The organism is Nannocystis sp. RBIL2 (assembly GCF_026626745.1).
In the GTDB taxonomy this organism is placed as follows: domain Bacteria; phylum Myxococcota_A; class Polyangia; order Nannocystales; family Nannocystaceae; genus Nannocystis.
Map to the genome: position 1 here is coordinate 1,866,644 of NZ_JAPNJW010000002.1, position 20,614 is coordinate 1,887,257.

General features: G+C 71.0%; 18 protein-coding genes. 5 read left to right on the top strand and 13 right to left on the bottom strand.

Annotation, left to right across the window (positions count from 1 at the left end; translation table 11 throughout):
* Positions 1–268: 268 nt before the first annotated feature.
* From OV090_RS32520 to OV090_RS32540, 5 genes are all read right to left on the bottom strand, one after another.
* The gene (locus OV090_RS32520; protein WP_267708556.1) at positions 269–2,053 is read right to left on the bottom strand and encodes a DUF4215 domain-containing protein; all 1,785 of its coding nucleotides are present in this window, start codon (positions 2,051–2,053) and stop codon (positions 269–271) included.
* Positions 2,054–2,383: 330 nt separating this feature from the next.
* On the bottom strand, positions 2,384–2,896 hold the full coding sequence (locus OV090_RS51090) for a helix-hairpin-helix domain-containing protein (RefSeq protein ID WP_267708557.1): 513 nt from the start codon (positions 2,894–2,896) through the stop codon (positions 2,384–2,386).
* A gap of 11 nt (positions 2,897–2,907) precedes the next feature.
* On the bottom strand, positions 2,908–4,209 hold the full coding sequence (locus tag OV090_RS32530; protein ID WP_267708558.1) for an aspartate kinase: 1,302 nt from the start codon (positions 4,207–4,209) through the stop codon (positions 2,908–2,910).
* A 64-nt stretch (positions 4,210–4,273) separates the two neighbouring features.
* Complete coding sequence (locus tag OV090_RS32535) at positions 4,274–4,579, bottom strand: (2Fe-2S)-binding protein (RefSeq protein ID WP_267708559.1); 306 nt, start codon at positions 4,577–4,579, stop codon at positions 4,274–4,276.
* 55 nt (positions 4,580–4,634) lie between these two features.
* Positions 4,635–5,369 (bottom strand): pyridoxine 5'-phosphate synthase, encoded by a 735-nt coding sequence (locus OV090_RS32540; protein WP_267708560.1) that lies wholly within the window; start codon positions 5,367–5,369, stop codon positions 4,635–4,637.
* A 182-nt stretch (positions 5,370–5,551) separates the two neighbouring features.
* Between OV090_RS32540 and OV090_RS32545 the strand changes: the two genes are divergently transcribed.
* The gene (locus tag OV090_RS32545) at positions 5,552–6,907 is read left to right on the top strand and encodes an FAD-dependent oxidoreductase (protein WP_267708561.1); all 1,356 of its coding nucleotides are present in this window, start codon (positions 5,552–5,554) and stop codon (positions 6,905–6,907) included.
* A gap of 231 nt (positions 6,908–7,138) precedes the next feature.
* Here OV090_RS32545 and OV090_RS32550 read toward each other — a convergent pair whose 3' ends face one another.
* Entirely contained in the window at positions 7,139–8,506 is a 1,368-nt protein-coding gene (locus OV090_RS32550) for a replication-associated recombination protein A (RefSeq protein WP_267708562.1), read from the bottom strand.
* Between the two features lie 22 nt (positions 8,507–8,528).
* Here OV090_RS32550 and OV090_RS32555 point away from each other — a divergent pair, with 22 nt between their 5' ends.
* The gene (locus tag OV090_RS32555; RefSeq protein ID WP_267708563.1) at positions 8,529–9,059 is read left to right on the top strand and encodes a hypothetical protein; all 531 of its coding nucleotides are present in this window, start codon (positions 8,529–8,531) and stop codon (positions 9,057–9,059) included.
* The gene (locus tag OV090_RS32560; RefSeq protein WP_267708564.1) at positions 9,056–9,448 is read left to right on the top strand and encodes a DUF423 domain-containing protein; all 393 of its coding nucleotides are present in this window, start codon (positions 9,056–9,058) and stop codon (positions 9,446–9,448) included. The genes OV090_RS32555 and OV090_RS32560 overlap by 4 nt, the downstream gene beginning before the upstream one ends.
* A 120-nt stretch (positions 9,449–9,568) precedes the next feature.
* Here the strand turns inward: OV090_RS32560 and OV090_RS32565 are convergent, their stop codons facing one another.
* Positions 9,569–10,585: a DUF4215 domain-containing protein gene (locus tag OV090_RS32565; protein ID WP_267708565.1), complete on the bottom strand. Its 1,017-nt coding sequence runs from the start codon at positions 10,583–10,585 to the stop codon at positions 9,569–9,571.
* Positions 10,586–10,776: 191 nt separating this feature from the next.
* Between OV090_RS32565 and OV090_RS32570 the strand changes: the two genes are divergently transcribed.
* Entirely contained in the window at positions 10,777–12,912 is a 2,136-nt protein-coding gene (locus OV090_RS32570) for a DUF1592 domain-containing protein (protein ID WP_267708566.1), read from the top strand.
* Between the two features lie 31 nt (positions 12,913–12,943).
* Positions 12,944–14,302, top strand: coding sequence for a DUF1552 domain-containing protein (locus OV090_RS32575; RefSeq protein WP_267708567.1), 1,359 nt, complete (start codon positions 12,944–12,946; stop codon positions 14,300–14,302).
* Positions 14,303–14,512: 210 nt separating this feature from the next.
* Here OV090_RS32575 and glmM read toward each other — a convergent pair whose 3' ends face one another.
* The 6 genes from glmM to OV090_RS32605 form a co-directional block, all read right to left on the bottom strand.
* Complete coding sequence (glmM, locus tag OV090_RS32580; RefSeq protein WP_267708568.1) at positions 14,513–15,868, bottom strand: phosphoglucosamine mutase; 1,356 nt, start codon at positions 15,866–15,868, stop codon at positions 14,513–14,515.
* A gap of 10 nt (positions 15,869–15,878) precedes the next feature.
* On the bottom strand, positions 15,879–16,877 hold the full coding sequence (locus tag OV090_RS32585; RefSeq protein WP_267708569.1) for a hypothetical protein: 999 nt from the start codon (positions 16,875–16,877) through the stop codon (positions 15,879–15,881).
* Positions 16,874–17,875 (bottom strand): diadenylate cyclase, encoded by a 1,002-nt coding sequence (locus OV090_RS32590; protein WP_267708570.1) that lies wholly within the window; start codon positions 17,873–17,875, stop codon positions 16,874–16,876. Before OV090_RS32590 ends, OV090_RS32585 begins: the two co-directional genes overlap by 4 nt.
* A complete protein-coding gene (folP, locus tag OV090_RS32595) occupies positions 17,869–18,843 on the bottom strand; it encodes a dihydropteroate synthase (protein WP_267708571.1) in 975 nt (324 codons plus the stop codon). The genes OV090_RS32590 and folP overlap by 7 nt, the downstream gene beginning before the upstream one ends.
* A 21-nt stretch (positions 18,844–18,864) precedes the next feature.
* Positions 18,865–20,253 (bottom strand): sigma 54-interacting transcriptional regulator, encoded by a 1,389-nt coding sequence (locus OV090_RS32600; protein ID WP_267680006.1) that lies wholly within the window; start codon positions 20,251–20,253, stop codon positions 18,865–18,867.
* Positions 20,254–20,412: 159 nt separating this feature from the next.
* Positions 20,413–20,592 carry a hypothetical protein gene (locus OV090_RS32605; protein ID WP_267708572.1) on the bottom strand — a complete coding sequence of 60 codons (180 nt, stop codon included), beginning with the start codon at positions 20,590–20,592 and terminating at the stop codon, positions 20,413–20,415.
* Between the last annotated feature and the right edge of the window lie 22 nt (positions 20,593–20,614).

Sequence of the window (20,614 nt, forward strand, 5' to 3'; positions counted from 1 at the left end):
GCGCAGCACCCGACTCTCGTCACTGGACCGCTGTTCGGGCGCAAGACGCACGAACTTGCGCGTGGTCTCCGATCGCGCGTCGTTACGCCCCCGCAAGGTCGCGCGGTCGCTCCGCACGAACCATGTCGGCGTCGATGATTCGACGTCGCGTTTGTTCGACTCGCTCGATTCGCCGCAATATCACATTCACGAATGTCACAGGTCGACGTCGCGACGAAGCGCGCACGTCGCCGTGCGCGCCTCGTCGTGATTCAGGCCAGCAGGCCGATCACATCGGCTGGACGCCGCAGTCGTCGACCTCGCTCGGGATGCAACCCTCGCAGTCCCAGCGGAAGTTGTCGAGCAGCGCCAGCGTCGCCAGGATGTTGTCCTGCATGTCGGCGAGGTAGAAGCCGATCGTGACCTGCGCCCCCGGCTGCACGCCGCCCTTGGCGGTGAACCAGTCGGAGCACGCGTGCTGCTCGAAGCCGGTGCCCTGGAGCTGCGGCTCGTTGTAGGTGTAACCCGGGCCGTCGAAGTACGGGTCGAGCGCCGTGATCGTCAGCGGCAGGCCCTTGGTCGGGTCGTTCGGGTTGGGGATGAAGGTGACGTTGCCGCTGTACGGATCGACCGGCGGGTTGACGTTCGGGTTGTCCGCCGTCGGATCGACCTGGTACGCGATCAACATGTCGTTGAACGAGGTGCCGACGTAGGTCGGCCACTCCGACGAGCAGAACACGAAGTCGAAGGAGTACCCGAAGGTCCCCTGCGGCACGGTGGTCTTGAACGTGAAGTAGATGCGGTCGTTCGGGTTGTTGGCGCCGAGGGTCCACTGCGCCTGCAGCGTGTCCGAGCAGTCCTTGTCGCCGTTCGGGACGCCGTTGTCGCAGTTCTGGAACGGGGTGCCGCCCGCGCCGTTGTTGCTGCCGAAGCCGACCTTGAACGGCGCCGGCAGGGCGTTGTCGTCGGAGTTGAAGTTGTCGCCGTTGCCGACCTGCGAGTTGACGGCGTGGGTGACGACGCCGGTGCCGTTGGGCGCGTTGATCGTGCCGCTCGACAGCATGAGGAAGGTGCTGCCCTCGCGCGGGCTGTACAGCAGCTGGTTCGGCGTCTGGGGATCGTTGTCGTGATCGTAGGTGTAGGTGCCGAAGCCCTTCGCCACCTGCCAGGTGTTGTTCTGCGCCGCGGCGTCGAACACGAAGTCGGTCACCTGGATCGAGTCGTTCACCTGCTGGTTGCAGATGCCGATCGCCTTGAGGGCATTGGTCTTGTCGGCCTTGTCCGTCAGGACGATCGCGTCGTCGCAGTTGACGTAGTCGGCCGGCGCCTGGCACTGCGGCGGGGAGTACGGGGTGCAGTCGTTCTTGCAGAAGTCGTTGGGACCGCCGTCGACGTCGTTGCCGTCGTCGCACTGCTCGCCCGTCTCCTTGACGCCGTTGCCGCACTCGGCCGGCGTGAAGGTGCAGTCGGGCTCACAGCCGTCGCCCGCGTCCTCGTTGCCGTCGTCGCACTGCTCCGGCTCCTCGACGGCCCCGTTGCCGCAGTCCTGCGCCGGCGCGGCGGTCTGGCAGTCGGCGCTGCATTCGTCGCCGTCGTCGGTGTTGCTGTCGTCGCAGGCCTCGCCCGCCTCGACCTGACCGTTGCCGCACACCGCCGACAACACGCAGCCCGGCTCACAGCCGTCGCCCGGCACGTCGTTGCCGTCGTCGCACTCCTCGGTGCCCTCCTGCGTGCCGTCGCCGCAGACCGGCGTCCCCTCGGTCACGCCCTCCGTCGTCGTCGCGGTCGCCTCGGTGGTGCTCGACGTCCCGGTCTCCGCCTCGGTGGTGGTGCCCTCGGTCGTCGCCTGGGTGTCGCTCATCCCCATGCCGGTGGTCGGCGAGGTGGTGGTCGGCCCCTGCGTGTCCGAGTTGCCGCCCGGCCCAGCGGTCGTCTCGCCGTCGTCGGTCGTCGCGCCGCCCTCGGTGTTGTTGGCGGTGGCCCCCGTCAGCTCGCCGCCGTCGTCGCCGCAAGCGGCCAGGGTGGCAGCGCAGAATCCTGCAGTGAGAAGGCGAATGATCGGTCGAGTCTTCATGGTCCGTGAAATCCTGGAATGAGGTGCGCCCGAAACCGAGCGCGAACTTCTCTGTCCGGGCGGCGTCCGCGCCGCACGAGCGGAAACAACGGCGCCACGATTTCGGACTTCGTCGATTCGATCAAGCGTCGGCCGACGTGGTGCACGCAGACTGAGCCGTACGGCACCTGCGGCCAATTCAGTCGCGCACGGGCGCCGCCGGCGCGTTGTCGCTCGCTCGGCCGAAACACAGGTGTGATTTAACCTGCCGTCGCGTCTTCACGCGCAGAGTCCGCTGCGTGCGCGCAGGCGCACGACATGTCTCTTCCGACCTGTGCTTTCACACCTGTCTTATGGATCCTGTCCGCTGGTTTGCACGCGCGCTCGCGGGCGAACAGCGGTCAGCCGCGCCGGACCGATCCCGCGCACACGGTTCAGGTCGTCGACCGTCGCGTAGGGTCTCCCTTCGACGATCCGCCGCGCCAACTCGGGACCGATCCCAGGCAAACTCTCGAGCTCGGGGGCCGACGCGTAATTGAGATCTACGGGGATCGCCAGCGCCTCGAGATCCTCGCCGCGCATGCGGGCCCAGCCGTTCGCGCCTGGTCTGGGCGCTGCGTCGGCGCACAGCGTCGCGCGCGTGACGGCGTCGCCGTGCGACAGAGCGAGGCTCGCCCGGCCGGCGCCGCACAGCGCCGCGACGTCACGCGGCGCCTCGCCGTCGCAGCGCAGCACGCCGTCGACCTCGACCGCGAAGTCGCACGCCGTGTACACCATCAGCTCCGGCGCGGTCGGCCGCAGCCAGGCGACCAGCGCCACGACGAGCGCGGCGATCAGCGCGACTGTCGCCCCGACGCGGACCACCGCGGCTCCCCTCAAGCGGCGCTGCTCGTCGGCCCCTCGTGGAGGCCGAACCCGGCGTGCAGCGCCCGCAGGGCCAGCTCGCCGTAGCGCTCGTGGACGACCACCGAGACCTTGATCTCGGAGGTCGAGACCATCTGAATGTTGATGTTCTCGCGGGCGAGGATCTCGAACGCCTTGGAGGCGACGCCCGCGTGGGTGCGCATGCCGACGCCGACGATCGAGATCTTGCAGATGTCGGGATCGCTGAGGATCTCCATCGGCCCGGCGCCGGGCAGCTCGAGGCTGCGCAGGCCGGCGACCGCCTTCTTGAGGTCGTTCTCCGGCACCGTGAAGGTGACGTCGGTCGAGCCGCCGCGGCTCGCGTTCTGGATGATCATGTCGACGACGATGTCGGCCCCCGCGAGCACGCCGAAGATCGAGGCGATGGTGCCCGGGACGTCGGGCACGTTGGTGAGGGTGACCTTGGCCTCGTTGCGGTCGAGGGCGACGCCGGTCACGACCGCGGACTCCAGACTCTTCTGCTCAGACACGATCCACGTCCCTTCGCTCTCGTTCAGGCTCGATCGCACGTGCACCGGCACGCCGAACTTCATGGCGAACTCGACGCTGCGGATCTGCAGCACCTTGGCGCCGAGGCTCGCCAGCTCGAGCATCTCTTCGTACGTGATGCGCTGGATCTTGCGCGCGCGCGGCTCGATCCGCGGGTCGGTGGTGTAGACGCCGTCGACGTCGGTCAAGATCTCGCACACGTCGGCCTTCAGCGCCGCCGCCAGCGCGACCGCCGAGGTGTCGGAGCCGCCGCGGCCGAGCGTGGTGATGTTGCCGGCGGCGTTCAGCCCCTGAAAGCCGGCGCACACCACCACGTTGCCGGCCGTCACTTCCTGGCGGATACGCCCGTGGGAAAACCCGAGGATCCGCGCGTTGGTGTAGGTCGCGTCGGTCTGCAGGCCGATCTGGTGGCCGACCAGCGAGATAGCCCGCCCGCCCGCGTTCTGGATCGCCATCGCCAACAGCGCGGCGCTGACGTTCTCGCCGGTGCTCACCAGCTGATCGAGCTCGCGCTCGTGGGCGCGGTCGCCCGCCCGCTCGCTGGCGACGTATGGCCCCTTGCTGGCGCCGCCCACCTGCCCGTCACCCTCGTTCGCCAGGTGGTTGGCGAGGCCGATCAGGCGGTTCGTCTCGCCCGCCATCGCCGACACGACGACGACCACGTCCTGACCCGCGCGCTGGGTCGCCAGGACCCGCTGGGCGACGTTGCGGATCCGCTCGAGGTTGGCGACCGAAGAGCCGCCGAATTTCTGCACGATGAGCATGGCTTTCGATCGGGACGCGCAGTCCCGTGCGCCGTTGCTGTACCGCAATTGCGGTGCGAGGGCACTACTCTTTTCGTGTCTTGAACAGCGGTAGCTGGAACAGCGCCTCGGGCGCCCCGCCGTCGCGACCGCCGCGCCGCTTCTGGGCCTCCTCCTCGAGGATGGTCTTGATGGCCCCGCGACAGCTGCCGCAGCCGGTGCCGGCCTCGCAGTCGTCGCCGACCTCCTCGACGGACCGGGCCCCGCGACGCACACAGGCGATCACCTCGTGCTCGAAGACCGTGTTGCACTGGCACAGCAGCACCCGCACCCCACTGGGATACCGCAGCGGCGGCCGCCCGTCGATGTCCGCCGGCGAGCGCGGGCGCACGCGCGCATGCCCGGGAGACAGGGATGTCCCCGCGGACATGTCCCTCGCGCCATGTCTATTCGACCAGGACCGCGAGGTAGTCGCGGACGGCCCGGTCGAGGCCGACGAACAGCGCGTGGCTGATCAGCGCGTGGCCGATCGAGACCTCGTCGAGGTGCGGCAGGCGGCTGAACAGCGGCAGGTTGTCGAGGTCGAGGTCGTGGCCGGCGTTGATGCCGAGGCCGAGATCGTGGGCCAGCTCGGCGGCGGCGGCGAAGCGCGCCAGCTCGGCCTCGCCGCGGCCGGCGGCGAAGCCCCGCGCGAACGGCTCGGTGTACAGCTCGATCCGCTGCGCGCCGACGTCCCTGGCCCACCGCACCGCCTCGAGGTCGGCCTCGATGAACAGCGACACCCGGACGCCGAGCCCGTGCAGGCGGGACGTGATCGCGCCGAGCTCGGTCCGCGAGGTGTCGGTCGGCCACCCGGCCTGGCTCGTGATCTCGCCGGGCCGCACCGGCACCAGGGTGCACTGGTGCGGCCGCAGCTCCTCGACCATCGCCAGCAGGTCGGGCCGCGGGTCGCCCTCGATGTTGAACTCGATCTGCTCGCGCAGCGGCGCCAGCTCGGTCGCGATCGCCCGCGCGTCGACGGCCCGGATGTGCCGCTCGTCGGCCCGCGGGTGGATCGTGATCCCCGGCGCCCCGGCCGCCACGATCGTCCGCACCGCCGCGATCACGCTCGGTACGTCGCCGCCGCGGGCGTTGCGGAGAGTCGCTACCTTGTTGACGTTGACGCTGAGGCGGGCGGCCATGCCGCGCGGATAGCACCAGCGCGCGCGCTTGTCACCTCCCTTGTGGCCGCCGACGCGCGAGCTCCCCCGCGGACGCGGCCGGCCCCGCCCTGGCCGCGCGAGCCTTGAATCGACGCGTCCGCGCGGGCTCGGCCGGCGCGTCCCCCGTTGAAGCCGCGCGGCCCGGGCACTAGGCTCGAGAGGTGCCGTCCGCGTCCGCGCCCGCAGTCGTCGTCGTCGGCGCGGGCTTCTGCGGCGCGGCCGTCGCCTGGCACCTCGCCCGCGCCGGCGGCCCGCGCGTGACGCTCGTCGACGGGCGCGGCGAGTTCGGTCCCGGCCTGGCCTATCGGACAGCCGACCCGCGCCACCTCCTCAACACGCCGGCGGGGCGGATGAGCGCGCTCGCCGACGACCCGGAGCACTTCGTCCGCTGGGCCCGGGCGCGCGACCCCTCGGCCTGCGGCGGCAGCTTCCTGCCGCGCGGCGTCTATGGCGACTACCTGCGGCAGCTGGTGGCCGCGGCCGGCTCGGGCATCACATGTCTCTCGGGACATGTCGTCGACATCGCGCCGCCCGGGCCCGCCGGGCCGGCGACCCTCACGCTGGCCGACTGCACCCGGCTCGCCGCCGAACACGTCGTCCTCGCCCTCGGCAACCTCCCGCCGCGCCTGCCCGCCGGCCTCGACGACCGCGTCCGCGCCGATCCGCGCTACGTCCACGATCCCTGGACCGCGCCGGGACCCGCGATCGCGCAGGACTCCGCGGTGCTGGTCTTCGGGACAGGTCTATCGGCGCTCGACCTCGCCCTCGGGCTCGCCGGCGCCGGCCACCGCGGACCTGTCCACCTGCTCTCGCGCCATGGCCTGTTGCCGCAGGCCCACCGCGCCCCGGCCCGTCCGCCCGAGCCGCATCCGCCGGCGTACGCCGACTGGCCAGCCACGACGCGCGGGGCCCTGCACGCGCTGCGCACGGCCGCTCGGAACGAGGCGGCCCGCGGCGGCGACTGGCGCGACCTGCTCGCCGACCTGCGCCCGGTGACTCAGGCGATCTGGCGCCGCTGGCCGGCGTGCGAGCGCGAACGCTTCGTCCGTCACCTGCGGGTCTACTGGGAGGCTCACCGCCACCGCGCCGCCCCGACGACCGCCGCCGCGATCGCCGAGCTGCGCGCGAGCGGTCGGCTGCACGTCCACGCCGGGCGCATCGAGGACATGTCCCTCGGGACAGACGCGATCGCCGCGGCGATCCGCCCGCGCGGCGCCGCCACCCGCGTCCACCTGCGCGTGGAGGCGCTGCTCAACGCCACCGGCCCCGCGCCCGATCCGCGCGACTGCGACGACCCGCTGCTGCGCGCCCTGATCGCCCGCGGCCTGCTGGTGCCCGACCCGCTCGGCGCGAGCGTCGCCGACGACGGGGCAATCATCGACGCGGACGGCCAGGCGTCGAGCTGGCTGCACGCCGTCGGCGGCCTGCGCCGGCCGCAGCTGTGGGAGACGACCGCGGTGCTCGAGCTGGCTCCCCAGTGCCAGGCGCTCGCCGAGCGCCTGCGCGGCCAGACTTGAGCCCGGAACGGCTTCATACCGCCTGTCCCTCCGGACAGCCCCGACCTCCGCCCGCCTATTCCTTCGGACAGACTCAACCTCTGCCCGCCTGTCCCTCCGGACAGCCTCGACGTCTACCCGCCTGTCCCTCCGGACAGCTCAATCTCCGTCCGCCTGTCCCTCCGGACAGCTCAATCTCCGTCCGCCTGTCTCTCGGGACAGCTGCCCGTTCGTCCGGCCGGCCCCCATCTCTCACTCGCCGGCAGGCTCGGGCTCCCCACCCTCGCCTGTCCCTTCGCGCAGCTGCTGCAGGCGCGCCCACGCGGCCGCCTCCCACCCGCGTGGGCCCGGGTGGGCGTAGCGCTGCCCTCTCAGGGCCTCCGGCAGATAGCTCTCGTTGCCCGGCACCACCCCGCCCTCGAAGTCGTGCGGGTACTTGTAGCCGACCCCGTACTGCGCCTCGCGCATCAGCGGCGTCACCGCGTTGCGGACCGCCAGCGGCACCTCGAGGCTGCCGGCGCGCAGCACGTCTTTGCGCGCGTTGGCGTAGGCCGTCAGCGCAGTGTTGCTCTTCGGCGCCAGGGCCAGGAACAGGGCCGCCTGCGTCAGCGGCAGCACGGCCTCGGGCATGCCGATCTGGTGGGCCGCCTGGGACGCGGCCACCGCCACCGGCAGCGCCTGCGGCTCCGCGTTGCCGACGTCTTCGGCGGCGAAGATCACGATCCGCCGGGCCACGAAGTCGACGTCCTCGCCGGACTCGAGCATGCGCGCGAGCCAGTACACCGCCGCGTCGGCGTCGCTGGCCCGCATGCTCTTGATGAAGGCCGAGACGACGTTGTAGTGCTCCTCCCCGGCCTTGTCGTAGCGCAGCGCGCGGCCGCCGACGGCCTGCTGCGCGACCTCCCGGCTGAGCCGCGTCTCGCCCTCGGGCACCAGGTCGACCGCCAGCTCGAGCGACCCGAGCGCCCGCCGGGCGTCGCCCTGCGCCGTGTGGGCGATCGCCGCCAGCAGCCCGTCCTCGGCCTCGAGCTTGCGCGCCCCGAGCCCACGCTCCTCGTCGGTCAGCGCGCGGCGCAGCAGCGCCACCAGGTCGCGGACCTCGATCGGCCGCAGCTGCAGCACCCGCACCCGGCTCAGCAGCGCCGCGTTGACCTCGAAGCTCGGGTTCTCGGTGGTCGCCCCGACCAGCGAGCACACCCCCGCTTCGATGTGCGGCAGCAGGATGTCCTGCTGCGCCTTGTTGAAGCGGTGGATCTCGTCGACGAACAGCAGCGTCCCGCGGCCCTCGTGGGCCCGCCGTCGGCGCGCGACCTCGACCACCTCGCGCAGCTCGCGGGCTCCGGCCGAGGTCGCTGACAGCACGCAGAACGCGCTCTGGGTGTGCTCCGCCAGCAGCCGCGCCAGGGTCGTCTTGCCCGTCCCCGGGGGCCCCCACAGGATCAGGCTCGGCACTCGCCCGGTGTCGGCGATCCGGCGCAAGATCTTCCCCGGCCCGAGCAAGTGCGTCTGCCCCACCACCTCGTCGAGGCGGCGCGGCCGCATGCGCTCGGCCAGCGGCACCAGCGTGGGGTCGCGTTGCCAGGCGCGCTCGAAGAGGTCGTCGCTCGCGTGGGACTGCACGGTGCGTGGTAGCCTACCAGGCGTGACGCGCCGCGCCGCTCCTTCCGCGCCTGCGACCGCCCGCCTGCGGCCGGTCTCGCCGCGTGCGCTGGCCCTCGCGGTCGCCGTGGCCGCCGCCGCCGGGCCCGCTTGCGACGAGAAGTTCCAGTCCTTCCTGAAAAACGCCTCCGACCGCCACGTCGAGCGCGAGAAGAAGAAGGAAGGCGACGTCGAGCGCCAGGCCGCCGAGGAGGCCGTGATCTCGTCGCCCGTGCGCGCCGCGATCGCCCTCGTCCGCACCAGCGACTACGACTTCGTGTCGGTCAAGTCCGACGGCAGCCGCAAGCGCTACAGCGGCTTCGACTTCGCCGCGATGCTCGAGACCAAGTCGCGCTGGCTCGGCCGCGGCCTCGACGAGCTGCCCGCCTGGCTCGACCAGATCGGCAGCCGCACCTTCTTCGGCGGCCGCTCCTACTTCGTCCGCTTGCCCGACGGCCGCGAGCTCAACTTCCGCAGCTGGCTCGAGGCCGAGATCGCGGCCCTGCCGACGGCCCTGCCCACGGAGTCACCATGACCGCAAAGACAGGCATCATCCTCGCCGGCCTCCTCGGCTTCTTCGGCGTCGCCGCCGGGGCCTTCGGCGCCCACGGCCTGCGCGACCGCGTCGGCCCGCGCGAGCTCGAGATCTGGCACACCGGCGCGCACTACCAGCAGCTGCACGCCGTGGTCCTCCTGGCCGTCGCGCTGTGGGCCCTCACCCTCTCGGCCCGCGGCGAGCCGACCGGCCTCCACGGCGTCGCCATGTCGCTGTTCGTCGCCGGCATCGCCATCTTCTCCGGCACCCTCTACGCCATCACCCTCGGCGGTCCGCGGATCCTCGGCGCAGTCACCCCGCTGGGCGGCCTGTGCCTGCTCGCCGGCTGGCTGACGATCGTCGTCCTCGGCCTGCGCCAGGTGACGTAAGCCGCGAGCGCGGACGGACCCCGCCGGTCACCGGCCGCATGTCCTCGCGGACATGCCCGATCGAACATGCCCCGATGCGCATGTCCGTTCAGGCATGTCCCGAATCGATCGCCTGAGCCGTCAGTCGACCCCGCAATAGCGCAGCGCGCAGGTCGGCGGCGTCGGCAGGCGGTACATGATGAACGGCCCGCAGTTCTGCACCGCGATCGGCACCTTGAAGTGGCAGGTCTCGTCTTCCCAGTGGAAGCAGACCTCGCGCGGCACCACTCCGTCGGCGGGGGCCGGCTCGGAGCCGTTGAGCCAGCCCGGCGCGTGGGTCCCGCACGAGAACTGCGGCGGCGCAGCGGTCGGCATGCGCTTGCCCGCCGAGCCGACGAAGCGCGACCACTGACCCTCGACCGGCAGGTCGAGGTCGCACTCGACCTCCTCCACCTGCGACGCCACGTTGCGACCCGGCTGCGGCAGCGCCACCGCCTGCCCGCACTCGCCCGGCAGGTTCTCCGTCAGGCACGCGTTGCAGCCGTCGCCCGCCGTCTGGTTGCCGTCGTCGCACAGCTCGCCCTCGTCCGCCTGCAGCACGTTGTCGCCGCAGCGAGGCCCGAGCGCCGAGCAGCCGGGCGCGCAGCCCTCGTACGAGTTGTCGTTGAGCTTGTCGTCGCAGACCTCGACGCCGGCGCGGACGAAGCCGTCGCCGCACACCGCGGTCTTGCAGGTCGTCGGACACTCGTCGGTGTCGGAGGAGTTGCCGTCGTCGCACTCCTCGCCGTCTTCGACGAGCCCGTTGCCGCAGTCAGTGGGCGGCTCCGTCGTCACCGTCACGGTCACCGACGTGACCGTCGGGTCGGTGAAGATGGTCGTGAAGGTCGGGTCGGTGATCGTCGGGTCGGTGTCGGTCGGGTCGATCGTCGTCGGCGTCGTGATCGTCGTCGGCAGCGTGTCGGTCGGCTCGATCGTCGTCGGGCCGGTGTCGGTCGGCTCGATCGTCGTCGGCGTCGTGATCGTCGTCGGCAGCGTGTCGGTGAGCGTGTCGGTAAGCGTATCGGTCGTGATGGAGGTCGAGAGCGTGTCCGTCGTGTCGATCTTGACGGCGAAGCAGCCGCTGATCAGGTGCGCAAAAACAATCGCTCGTGTCGCCAACCCCCACCGTCTACAAGCGCGTAACATAATGTCTTCAAGGTACTCGTGGCCCCCGTACCCGTGCAAGGCCGACCCCTCGATCAGGCTGGCCCGGGCCTTCTGCGACACGATCGCGCGCGATGTGTGACCGCGAAGGTGCGGGCTATCGGCGTCAGTTGACAGCCGGCGGGCCTTGCCCGATTGAGGCTTTGATGACGAGGCAAACGCACCGCCCCTGGTTCGGGGCCGCGCTCGGGCTCGTGTGGTTGGCTGCCTGTCCGAGCAGCCCGACCGCCAACGACACCGACGAGCCGGCCACGGCTGGTAACACGATGACGTCGCCGACCGGGGGGCCCACCGAGGGCACCGCGGGAGAGACCGAAGATCCGACAGCCGGCGATCCCACCGAGGGCGGCGAGGAAGCGGACCCGGGGCGCGTGACCGTGCATCGGCTCAACCGCACCGAGTACAACAACACCGTCCGGGACCTCCTCGGCACCGCGCAGCGGCCGGCCGACAGCTTTCCTGCCGACGACTTCGGCCTCGGCTTCGACAACATCTCCGACGTCCTCAGCACCTCGCCGCTGCAGGCCGAGCTCTATGAGCGGGCCGCCGAAGGTCTGATCCTCGAGGCGATGGAGATCCCGATCACCGATCCGGGCACCTGGCAGATCGAGGCCGAGGACGCGCTCGCCTCGGTCGGCGGTGCGTCCGGCGAGGCCTGGAACCTCTACAGCAACGGCGAGGTGTACCAGACCATCGAGCTGCCCTACGACGGCCAGTACAAGTTCAGCGCCCGCGTGTGGGGCCAGCAGGCGGGGCCCGACTTGCCGCACATGAACCTCACCGTCGACCAGGCGCCCGTCGGCATGTTCGACGTCGAGGCGGTGCAGAACGGCGCCCAGGTCTACGAGGTCACGATCGACGCGACCGCCGGCGTGCACAAGTTCGCCGTCGAGTTCACCAACGACTACTACGACGAGCCGAACATGGCCGACCGCAACCTGCTGGTCGACTGGTTCAAGGTCGAGGGTCCGATCAACCTGCCCGACGGCGACAACCCGCTGCGTACGCGCATCATGGTGTGCGATCCGAACGTCGACGGCGAAGAGGTCTGTCTGCGCGAGATCTTGACCAAGTTCACCGAGCGCGCCTGGCGACGCCCGGTCACCGGCGCCGAGCTCGACGCGCTGATGAAGTTCATCGCCGACGGCAAGGGCGCCGGCGAGACCTGGGAGGCCGGCCTCCGCATCGCGCTGCAGGCAGTGATGGTCTCGCCCTACTTCATCTACCGCGTCGAGCTCGACGCGGCCCCCACCGACCTCACGCCGCACCCGCTCGGCGACTTCGAGCTCGCCTCGCGCCTGTCGTACTTCCTGTGGAGCAGCATGCCCGACGACGAGCTGTTCGCCGCCGCGGCCGCCGGCACCCTGCAGGACCCGAAGGTGCTCGAGACCCAGGCCCGGCGCATGCTCGCCGACGACCGCGCGCGCGCCCTGATCGACAACTTCGCCGGTCAGTGGTGGCTCATCCGCAACATCGCCGTCGCCTTCAAGGACGTGGCCCTGTTCCCGCAGTGGAACGACGCCATGCGCGAGTCGATGCGGACCGAGATGCGCCTGTTCGCCGAGGCCTTCTTCTCGGAGGACCGCGACATGCTCGAGATGCTGACGGCCACCGACACCTTCGTCGACGCCACGCTCGCGCAGCACTACGGCCTCGAGGGCCAGTTCGGCGCCGAGTTCGCCCCGGTCGACTTCGGCGACCGCCCGTTCCAGGGCATCCTCAACAAGGCCGGCCTGATGACCGTGCTCTCGCACGCCGACCACACCTCGCCGGTCAAGCGCGGCAAGTGGGTGCTGGAGAGCCTGCTGTGTCAGGTCCCGCCGCCGCCGCCGCCCGGCGTCGACACCAAGCTGAACCCGGTCGAGGGCAAGACGCAGCGCGAGATCCTCGAGGCGCACCGCGAGAAGCCCGAGTGCATCAGCTGTCACGTCACCATGGACCCGCTCGGCTTCGGCCTCGAGCACTACGACCCGCTCGGCGCCTGGCGCGACCTCGACAACGGCCTGCCGATCGACGCCTCGGGCACACTGCCCAACGGCACCCCGTTCGCCAACGGCCTCGAGATGCAGACGCTGATCGCCGACGAGCCCGACTTCTTGCGCTGCGTCGCCCGCAAGACCTTCATCTACGCGCTCGGCCGCGCCGTCGGGCTCAAGGACATCCCCTACCTCGACGGCGTCACCGAGACCTTCTCGGCCAACGACCGTCGCTTCTCCGACCTCGTCGTCTCGCTCGTCACCAGCGAGCCGTTCCGCATGCGCCGCGGCGACCCCGCGATGTGACCTCACCACCCCATTCTCCGGAGACATCACGATGCCGCGTCGCTTCTCTCTCTCGCGCCGTACCCTCCTGGGCGGGGCTGGTGCCCTGATCGCCCTGCCCTGGCTGGAGGCGATGGCGCCCGTCGCAAGGCGGGCTCGCGGGGCCGACCCCGAGCCCCCGCCGCTGCGCGCCCTCTTCTACTACCTCCCGAACGGGATCCACATGCAGTCCTGGACGCCCGCCACCGAGGGCCCGGGCTACGAGATCACGCCGATCCTCTCGCCGCTGGTCGACCCGCAAGCCATGGTCGACCTCAAGGGCGACGTCATGGTCCTCACCGGCCTGCAGAACCTGCCCGCCAAGCCCGAAGGTCCGGGCGACCACGCGGGCGGTACCTCGGCCTTCCTGACCTGCACCCACGTCACCAAGTCCGAGACCGACATCAACAACGACATCTCGATCGACCAGGTGCTCGCCAATGCCATCGGCGAGGCCACGCCGCACCGCTCGCTGCAGTTCGGGACCGCCAACGGCGCGACCATGGGCAACTGCGACAGCGGCTACAGCTGCGCCTACACCAGCAACATCTCGTGGGCCGACGCCAAGACCCCGCTGCCGAAGCTGTACGACCCGCAGGTCATCTTCGACCTGCTGTTCTCCGGCTTCGACCCCGAAGCGACCGCCGAGGAGCAGGCCAAGCGGCGCGCCAACCGGATCAGCGTCATCGACTACGCCACCGGCCAGGTCGAGTCGCTGCAGACCAAGCTCGGCAAGACCGACCGCGACAAGCTCGACCAGTACCTCACCGGCCTGCGCGACCTCGAGAAGCGCCTCACCGCCGAGAACACCGACGCGGTGTGCGAGCTGCCGGCGATGTTCTCGGGCGCCTACCCCGACTTCACGACGCACGTCGACCTGATGACCGAGCTGATGGTGCTGGCCTTCCAGTGCGACCAGACCCGCATCATCACCTTCATGCTCGAGAACGCCGGCAGCTACCGCGACTACTCGTTCATCGGCGCTCAGGGAGCGCACCACGAGATCTCGCACCACATGGACAACCCGGACAACTTCGCCAAGCTCGAGATCATCGATCGCTGGGAGATGGTCCAGTTCGCCAAGCTGCTGCAGAAGCTCAAGAGCTCGCCCGAGGGCGAGGGCACGCTGCTCGACAACTGCGTGGTGTTCCTGTCGTCGGAGATCAGCGACGGCAACGCCCACAACCACAACAACCTGCCGGTGCTGCTGGCGGGCCGCGCCGGCGGTCAGCTGACGCCCGGGCGCCACGTGAAGTACGGCGAGACCCCTCCGCTCTCCAACCTGTTCATCTCGATCGCCGAGATGTTCGGCGTGCCGGCGGACGGCTTCGGCGACGACGGCGTCGGCCCGCTGCCGAACCTCAAGGTCTGAAGACCGCCGACGGGGGCGCCACGCACCCCCGGTTCGACGAACGCGAAGAGACCCGCGTCCCTGGCACCCCAGCCAGGCCGCGGGCCTCGCCGCGTCGAACGTCGGAAGCCACTCGGCGCGCTCCCGTACCAATGTGCATCGGAGGACCTGCCCCGAGGGTCATGTCCGATTCGACATGCCCGAATGAGCATGTCCCCCGAAACACCCCGCCTACGGCGCCGCCAGCTCGCGCCGTGCGACCTCGCCGATCCGCCCGGCCAGCTCCTCGAGCCGGGCGAGGTCGGGGCCCTCGAGCATGACGCGCAGGCTGGCCTCGGTGCCGGAGTAGCGGACCAGCACGCGGCCGTCGTCGCCGAGCTCGGCCTCGGCCTCGCGCACGACGGCGCCGAGCTCCGGCAGCAGATCGAGCGGCACCTTGCGCGCGACCGGGATCGCCTTGAGCAGCTGCGGGTAGCGGATCATCACCCCGGCGAGGTCGGCCAGCGAGCGGCCGCTGCGCTGCATGATCGCCAGCACCTGCAGCGCCGCGACCATGCCGTCGCCGGTGGTGCCGTGGTCGAGGAAGACCACGTGGCCCGACTGCTCGCCGCCGAGGTTGTAGCTGCCCTGGACCATCGCCTCGACGACGTAGCGGTCGCCGACCGGCGTGCGCACCACCCCGATCCCGCTGCCGGCCAGGCAGCGCGCGAGGCCCATGTTGGACATCACCGTCGCCACCACCGCCGCCCCGCGCAGGGCTCCGCGCGCGTGCATGTCGAGCGCGCACATCGCCAGGATCGCGTCGCCGTCGACCACCGCGCCCTGAGCGTCGCCGAAGACCACGCGGTCGGCGTCGCCGTCGAGCGCGATGCCGAGGTCGGCCCCGTGCTCGACCACGGCGCGGCACATCGCCTGCGGATGCACCGCCCCGCACGCGTCGTTAATGTTGACCCCGTCGGGCGTCACGCCGATCGGGATCACCGTCGCCCCGAGCTCGCGCAGCACCGTGGGCGCCACCTTGTAAGCGGCCCCGTGCGCGCAGTCGACGACGATCTTGAGGCCGTCGAGCGCGAGCGACGACGGAAAGCTGTGCTTGAGGTGGGTGAGGTAGCGGCCGGCCGCGTCGTCGATGCGCGCGGCCTTGCCGATCTCGCGCCCGCGAGCGACCCGCTCGTCGACCGCCCCGGGCTCCATCAGCTGCTCGAGGTGCGCCTCGACGTCGTCGGGCAGCTTGAAGCCGTCGGCCGCGAACAGCTTGATGCCGTTGTCGGCGAACGGGTTGTGACTGGCCGAGATGACGACGCCGGCGTCGGCCCGCATCGAGCGCGTGATGTAGGCGATGCCCGGGGTCGGCAGCGGCCCGACCAGCAGCACCTCGGCCCCGATCGCGCACACCCCGGCGGCCAGCGCCGTCTCGAACATGTAGCCCGACAGGCGCGTGTCCTTGCCGATGACGACGCTGCCGCGTCGTCCGAAGTGGGCCGCCACGGCCATGCCCAGCCGCAGCGCGATCTCAGGGGTCATCGGCGGGACGCCCGCGGGGCCGCGGATCCCGTCGGTGCCGAACAACCGACGCTCGTTCGCCATGCGCTCTTTCTTAATGGCCGCGACCGGCGCCGTCCAGCGGCTTTTCGGCGGGCGGAGGCGGAAGGATGATCCGCTCCTGATCTGGCTCCAAGGTCAGGTTGGCGCGCAGCGCCGGAGGCACCGCCTCCGACAGCCCGAGATCCACCATCACCGCGCCGACCGGCGCGTCCTCCTGCGGCTTTTGCAGCTGCACCGTCGCCACCACCGCGCTCGGGATCGCGTCGATCTGCCGCAGGGACGGCACCGGCCCGCGCACCACCGCGGCGACCTTGAGCGGCGCCCCGTACGGCGCTTCCTGGTCGACGGGCCAGGTCAGCGGGACCTCGTAGCGGCGCTCGCTGAGCTTCGGCCGGATCGCCACCGACACCGTCACCTTCGGCATCTCGCCCGGCGCCACGCCGGTGTACTCCGCGCCCTCGCGCAGCTGTCCGAGCCCCACCACCATCTCGACGTCGCTCGTCGCCCCGCTGACGTCGATCGGGTCGGTGTTGAGGTTGGCCAGCTCGCCGACGATCTTGCTGCCGCCGTGGACGCGCCAGCGCGGCGGGTCGACGCGCGTGCCGGTGTGCTCGTAGTCCGGGTGGACCAGCCCGCGCACCGCGGCGCTGATGAGCACCGCGCGCTCGATCACCGGGTCGAAGCGCAGGTCGACCTTCTCGTAGTCCATGCCGCGGAAGATCACCCCCGGCGGCATCACGATCGTCGCCGGGTCGAGCTCGAGCGGGCCCGGACGCGCGCCGGCGAGGTCGAGCTGGGCGCTGCCGAGGTCGTGGCTCGACAGCCGATTCATCCGCGCCCACGAGCCGTGCAGCTCGACCGTCACAGTGTCCGGCAACTTCGTCAGCAGCACGCGCCGCGGGTCGGTGTTGACCTTGAGCGGGATCGTGAAGCGCCGCGTGACGTCGTCGCGGGTGAAGATGAAGAACCCGCTGGCGAGCACGAGCGCCGTCAGCTTGGTCAGCAGATGGTTGAACAGGGCCCCGTAGAGCCACCGCAGCGCGCGCGTCACCCCTCACCTCCCTTGCGCGCGGCGGGCGGGAAGTCGGCCACCGACGGCGCGTGCAGGAAGTCGTTGTCGTTCCACTTCTCGTCGGCCGCGCCTTCTTTGCCGCGCTGGCGCACCACCGTCATGCCGCTGCCGCTGTCGCCGGCCTTGCGCAGGTCCATGTAGCTGCGGGCCGCGCCCTTGGCGACCGCCAGGCTCTCGCTCGGCGGCGCGGGCCGCGAGGCCTCGGCGCGCGGCTGATCGAGCCAGCGGGTGATCCGCTCCTCGAGCTGCTCCGGCGTCAGCGGCTCGGAGATCGCGCCGCGATGCACGGTGCGGATCTCGCCCCGCTCCTCGCTGAGGACGACGACCAGCGCGTCGCTCTCCTCGCTGACGCCGATGGCCCCGCGGTGACGCGTGCCGAACGCCGGGTCGAGCCGGTCGCGCTGGGTCAGCGGGCAGATCACGCCGGCCCGGGCGATCCGCAGGTTCTGAATCAACACCGCGCCGTCGTGGGTGAGGTTGATCGAGTACGGGATCAGCAGCGCGACCAGGGTGTCGGCGTGCAGCGACGCGTCGATCTCGCGGCCGCGGTCGCTGACGACGTCGAGGACGTCGATCTCGCCCTGGAGAATGAACAGCGCGCCGAGCCGCGCGCGGTGCAGCCGCTCGACCGCCACCACCAGCTCGCTGACGGCGCTGCGGGCCGCGTCGCGGTGACCCTGCGGCAGCAGCCGCTGGCCCATGTGCAGCAAGATCCGCCGCAGCTCCTGATGGAACACGACGATGAGGATGATGATGACGTACTCGAGGAAGTAGCGGACCAGCGCCGCCACCGCGACCATGTCGAGCGCGCTCGCGGCGGCGGCGATGCCCCCGAACACCGCGACCGACAGCAGCACCGGCACCGCACGTGTCCCTTGGAGCAGGCGCAGCGCGGCGTACACCAGGATCAGCAAGATCCCGAAGTCGAGCCCGTCGCGCCACGTGAGCGCCTCGATGAAGTCCCGCGGCGTCACCATCGCCCCCGTTCGACCTCCTCCGCCTCCTCGCGGGCCGCCGCCGAAGCGGTGCGGATCGCCCACGCCACGCGCAGCGCCTCGGCCGTGGCCGCGACGTCGTGCACGCGCACGACGGCCGCGCCGCCGAGCGCCGCCATCACCGCCGCCACCACGCTGCCGATCAGCCGCTCCTCGACCGGCCGCGGGCGCCCGCCTACCACGCCGAGGAACGCCTTGCGGCTGGCGCCGATGAGCACCGGGCAACCTGTCTCTCGCATCAGGTAGTCGGACGCGCCGACCAGCGCCGCGCTGTGCTCGGCGGTCTTGCCGAAGCCGATGCCTGGATCGACCGCGATCCGATCGGCGGCGACGCCGGCCCGCAGCGCCCGCTCGACCGCGCGTCCGAGCTCGGCCGCGACCTCGACGAGCACGCGTTCGAACCGGATCTCCCGCATCATCGTCGCCGGCTCGCCGCGCAGGTGACCAATCACGAGCCCGGCCCCGTTGTCCGCGGCCACGCGCGCCATCTCCGGGTCGGCGAGCCCGCTGACGTCGTTGATGATCGCCGCGCCGGCCGCCATCGCCGCCGCAGCGACCGAGGCGTGGCGCGTGTCGACGCTGATGGGCACGCCGGCCAGCTCCGGATCGGCCATCAGTCCGCGGATCACCGGCAACACGCGCCGCAGCTCGACGTCGGGCGCCACCGGCGTCGCGCCTGGACGCGTCGACTCGCCGCCGACGTCGAGGATGTCGGCGCCTTGCTGGCGATACGACCGGCACAGCCGCGCCGCCACGCTGACGCTCGGATCGTCCGTCTCGGGCGCGAGCAGGTTACCGCCGTCGAAGAAGCTGTCGGGCGTGATGTTGACGATCGCCATCACTCGCGGCGCGCTCACGTCGAGCGCTCCGCGAGCGTGCACCCACGGGGGCGCGGGCTCGGGCCGCGCGCCAGCGTCACGGGCGGAGGCGCGGTCGGCGGCGAAGGACATCGCCGCCATGGTAGCGCGCCATTACGCCAATGACACGCCCGGGTCGCTGTTGTCGCTGTGCCCGCCTGCAGCCCCGCCCCGCCCGGCGGCGAACTGCTTGGCGTCGATCCCGTAGCGGCGCAGCAGCTTGTGCAGGTACTTGCGGTCCATATCGGCCTCGCGGGCGGCCCGCGAGATGTTGCCCTCGGCCCGCTGGAGCAGCCAGTTCAGGTACGTCTCTTCGAACAGCTCGACCGCGCGTTCCTTCTGCTCGCGGAACGTCAGGGTCGGGTCGAACGCGACCTGCTGCTCGCGCCCGGCGCGCCCGAGGTTGCCGGTCGTGATGAGGTCGATGACCCCGTCCGGCGACAGGTACGCCGAGCGCTCGACCACGTTGCGGAGCTCGCGGACGTTGCCGGGCCAGTCGTAGCCGACCAGGCGAGCCATGGCCTCGGGGCCAGGCGCGCGCCACATGCCCGGGGGCAGGCGCCGCGAGAACTGGTCGATGAGCATCGGGATGTCCTCGCGACGGTCGCGCAGCGCCGGCACCTCGATGTGAACGACGGCGAGCAGGAAGTACAGGTCCTCGCGGAACTCGCCCGACTTGACCTGCTCTCGCAGCCCGCGGCTCGCAGTCGCCAGCACGCGGATGTCGACCTCGAGCTCCTCGGTCACGCCGTGGCGGCGAACCTTGCCGTTCTCGAGCGCCCGGGTGAGCTTGGGCTGGAGGTCCGCGGGCAGCTCGCCGATGTCGTCGAACACCAGCGTGCCGCCGTGCGCGAGCTCGAAGGCCCCACGACGGTCCTCGTGGCCGAACAGCTCCACCTCGAGCTGAGCCGCGGCCGTGCCACCGCAGTCGACGACCACGAAGGGGCCGTCGCGCCGCGGCGAGATATCGTGGATGGCCCTAGCCAGCAGCGCCTTGCCGGTGCCTGTCTCTCCATCCAGGAGGATGGTCGCTTCGGCGCCCGCCACGCGCTCGAGGACTCCGAAGATCTTGCGCATCGCAAGGCTGCGTCCGCAGACCGGACCGAAGCTGTCGGCTTCGCTAGGAAGAAGTTCGACACGCGAGTCCCTGGGCATGAATCGGACCTGGACCTTGCCGAGCCCGAGGACATCGCCTGGGCGCAGGAAGCCGTCGCTGACCCGCACGCCGCCGATGAACATGCCGTTCGTGGACTGTTGATCCAGGACCCGATAGCTGTCGCCTTGCCGCCGGATCTCCGCGTGGATCCGGCTCACCGACTCGTCGGGCAACACCACGTCGCACTGGCGTGACTTGCCGAGCTGGACGACATCCTGGGTGACATCAATCTCGCGGCCGCGGAGCTCGCCGTTCAGGACGACCAGTCGAAAGCCCGAGTGCCGCATGGGCTCGGCATCGTCCTGGACCACCGTCGAATCCACCGCTGCTTCGATCTCGTGCGCCATGTCCTCCACGCTACCAGGGGGCTCCCTCTGCGGGAAGCACACAACGGCCGGTACGGAGCGTCTGGCGAAGATTTACAGCGTTGAGGTCGCTCGGCCGCAGACAAAAAAAATCGGGGTGCCTCGGCCCCGAAGCACCCCGAACCTCCGCGAAAAACTTCCTCAGACGTAGAAGTCGACGATGGCCACGCCGCGCTCCAACGGCTCCGGCGGCGACGGGCGCTCATCGAGCTCGTCGGCGGGCACCCGCGGCAGCTCGAGCTCGATCTGCAGCGTCGGAGTCCGCTTGCCCGGGATCTTCTTGCTAGGGACCTGCTTCTGCTTCTCGAGGGCTGGTCGCATGAACACCTGCCTTTTTCGCCAG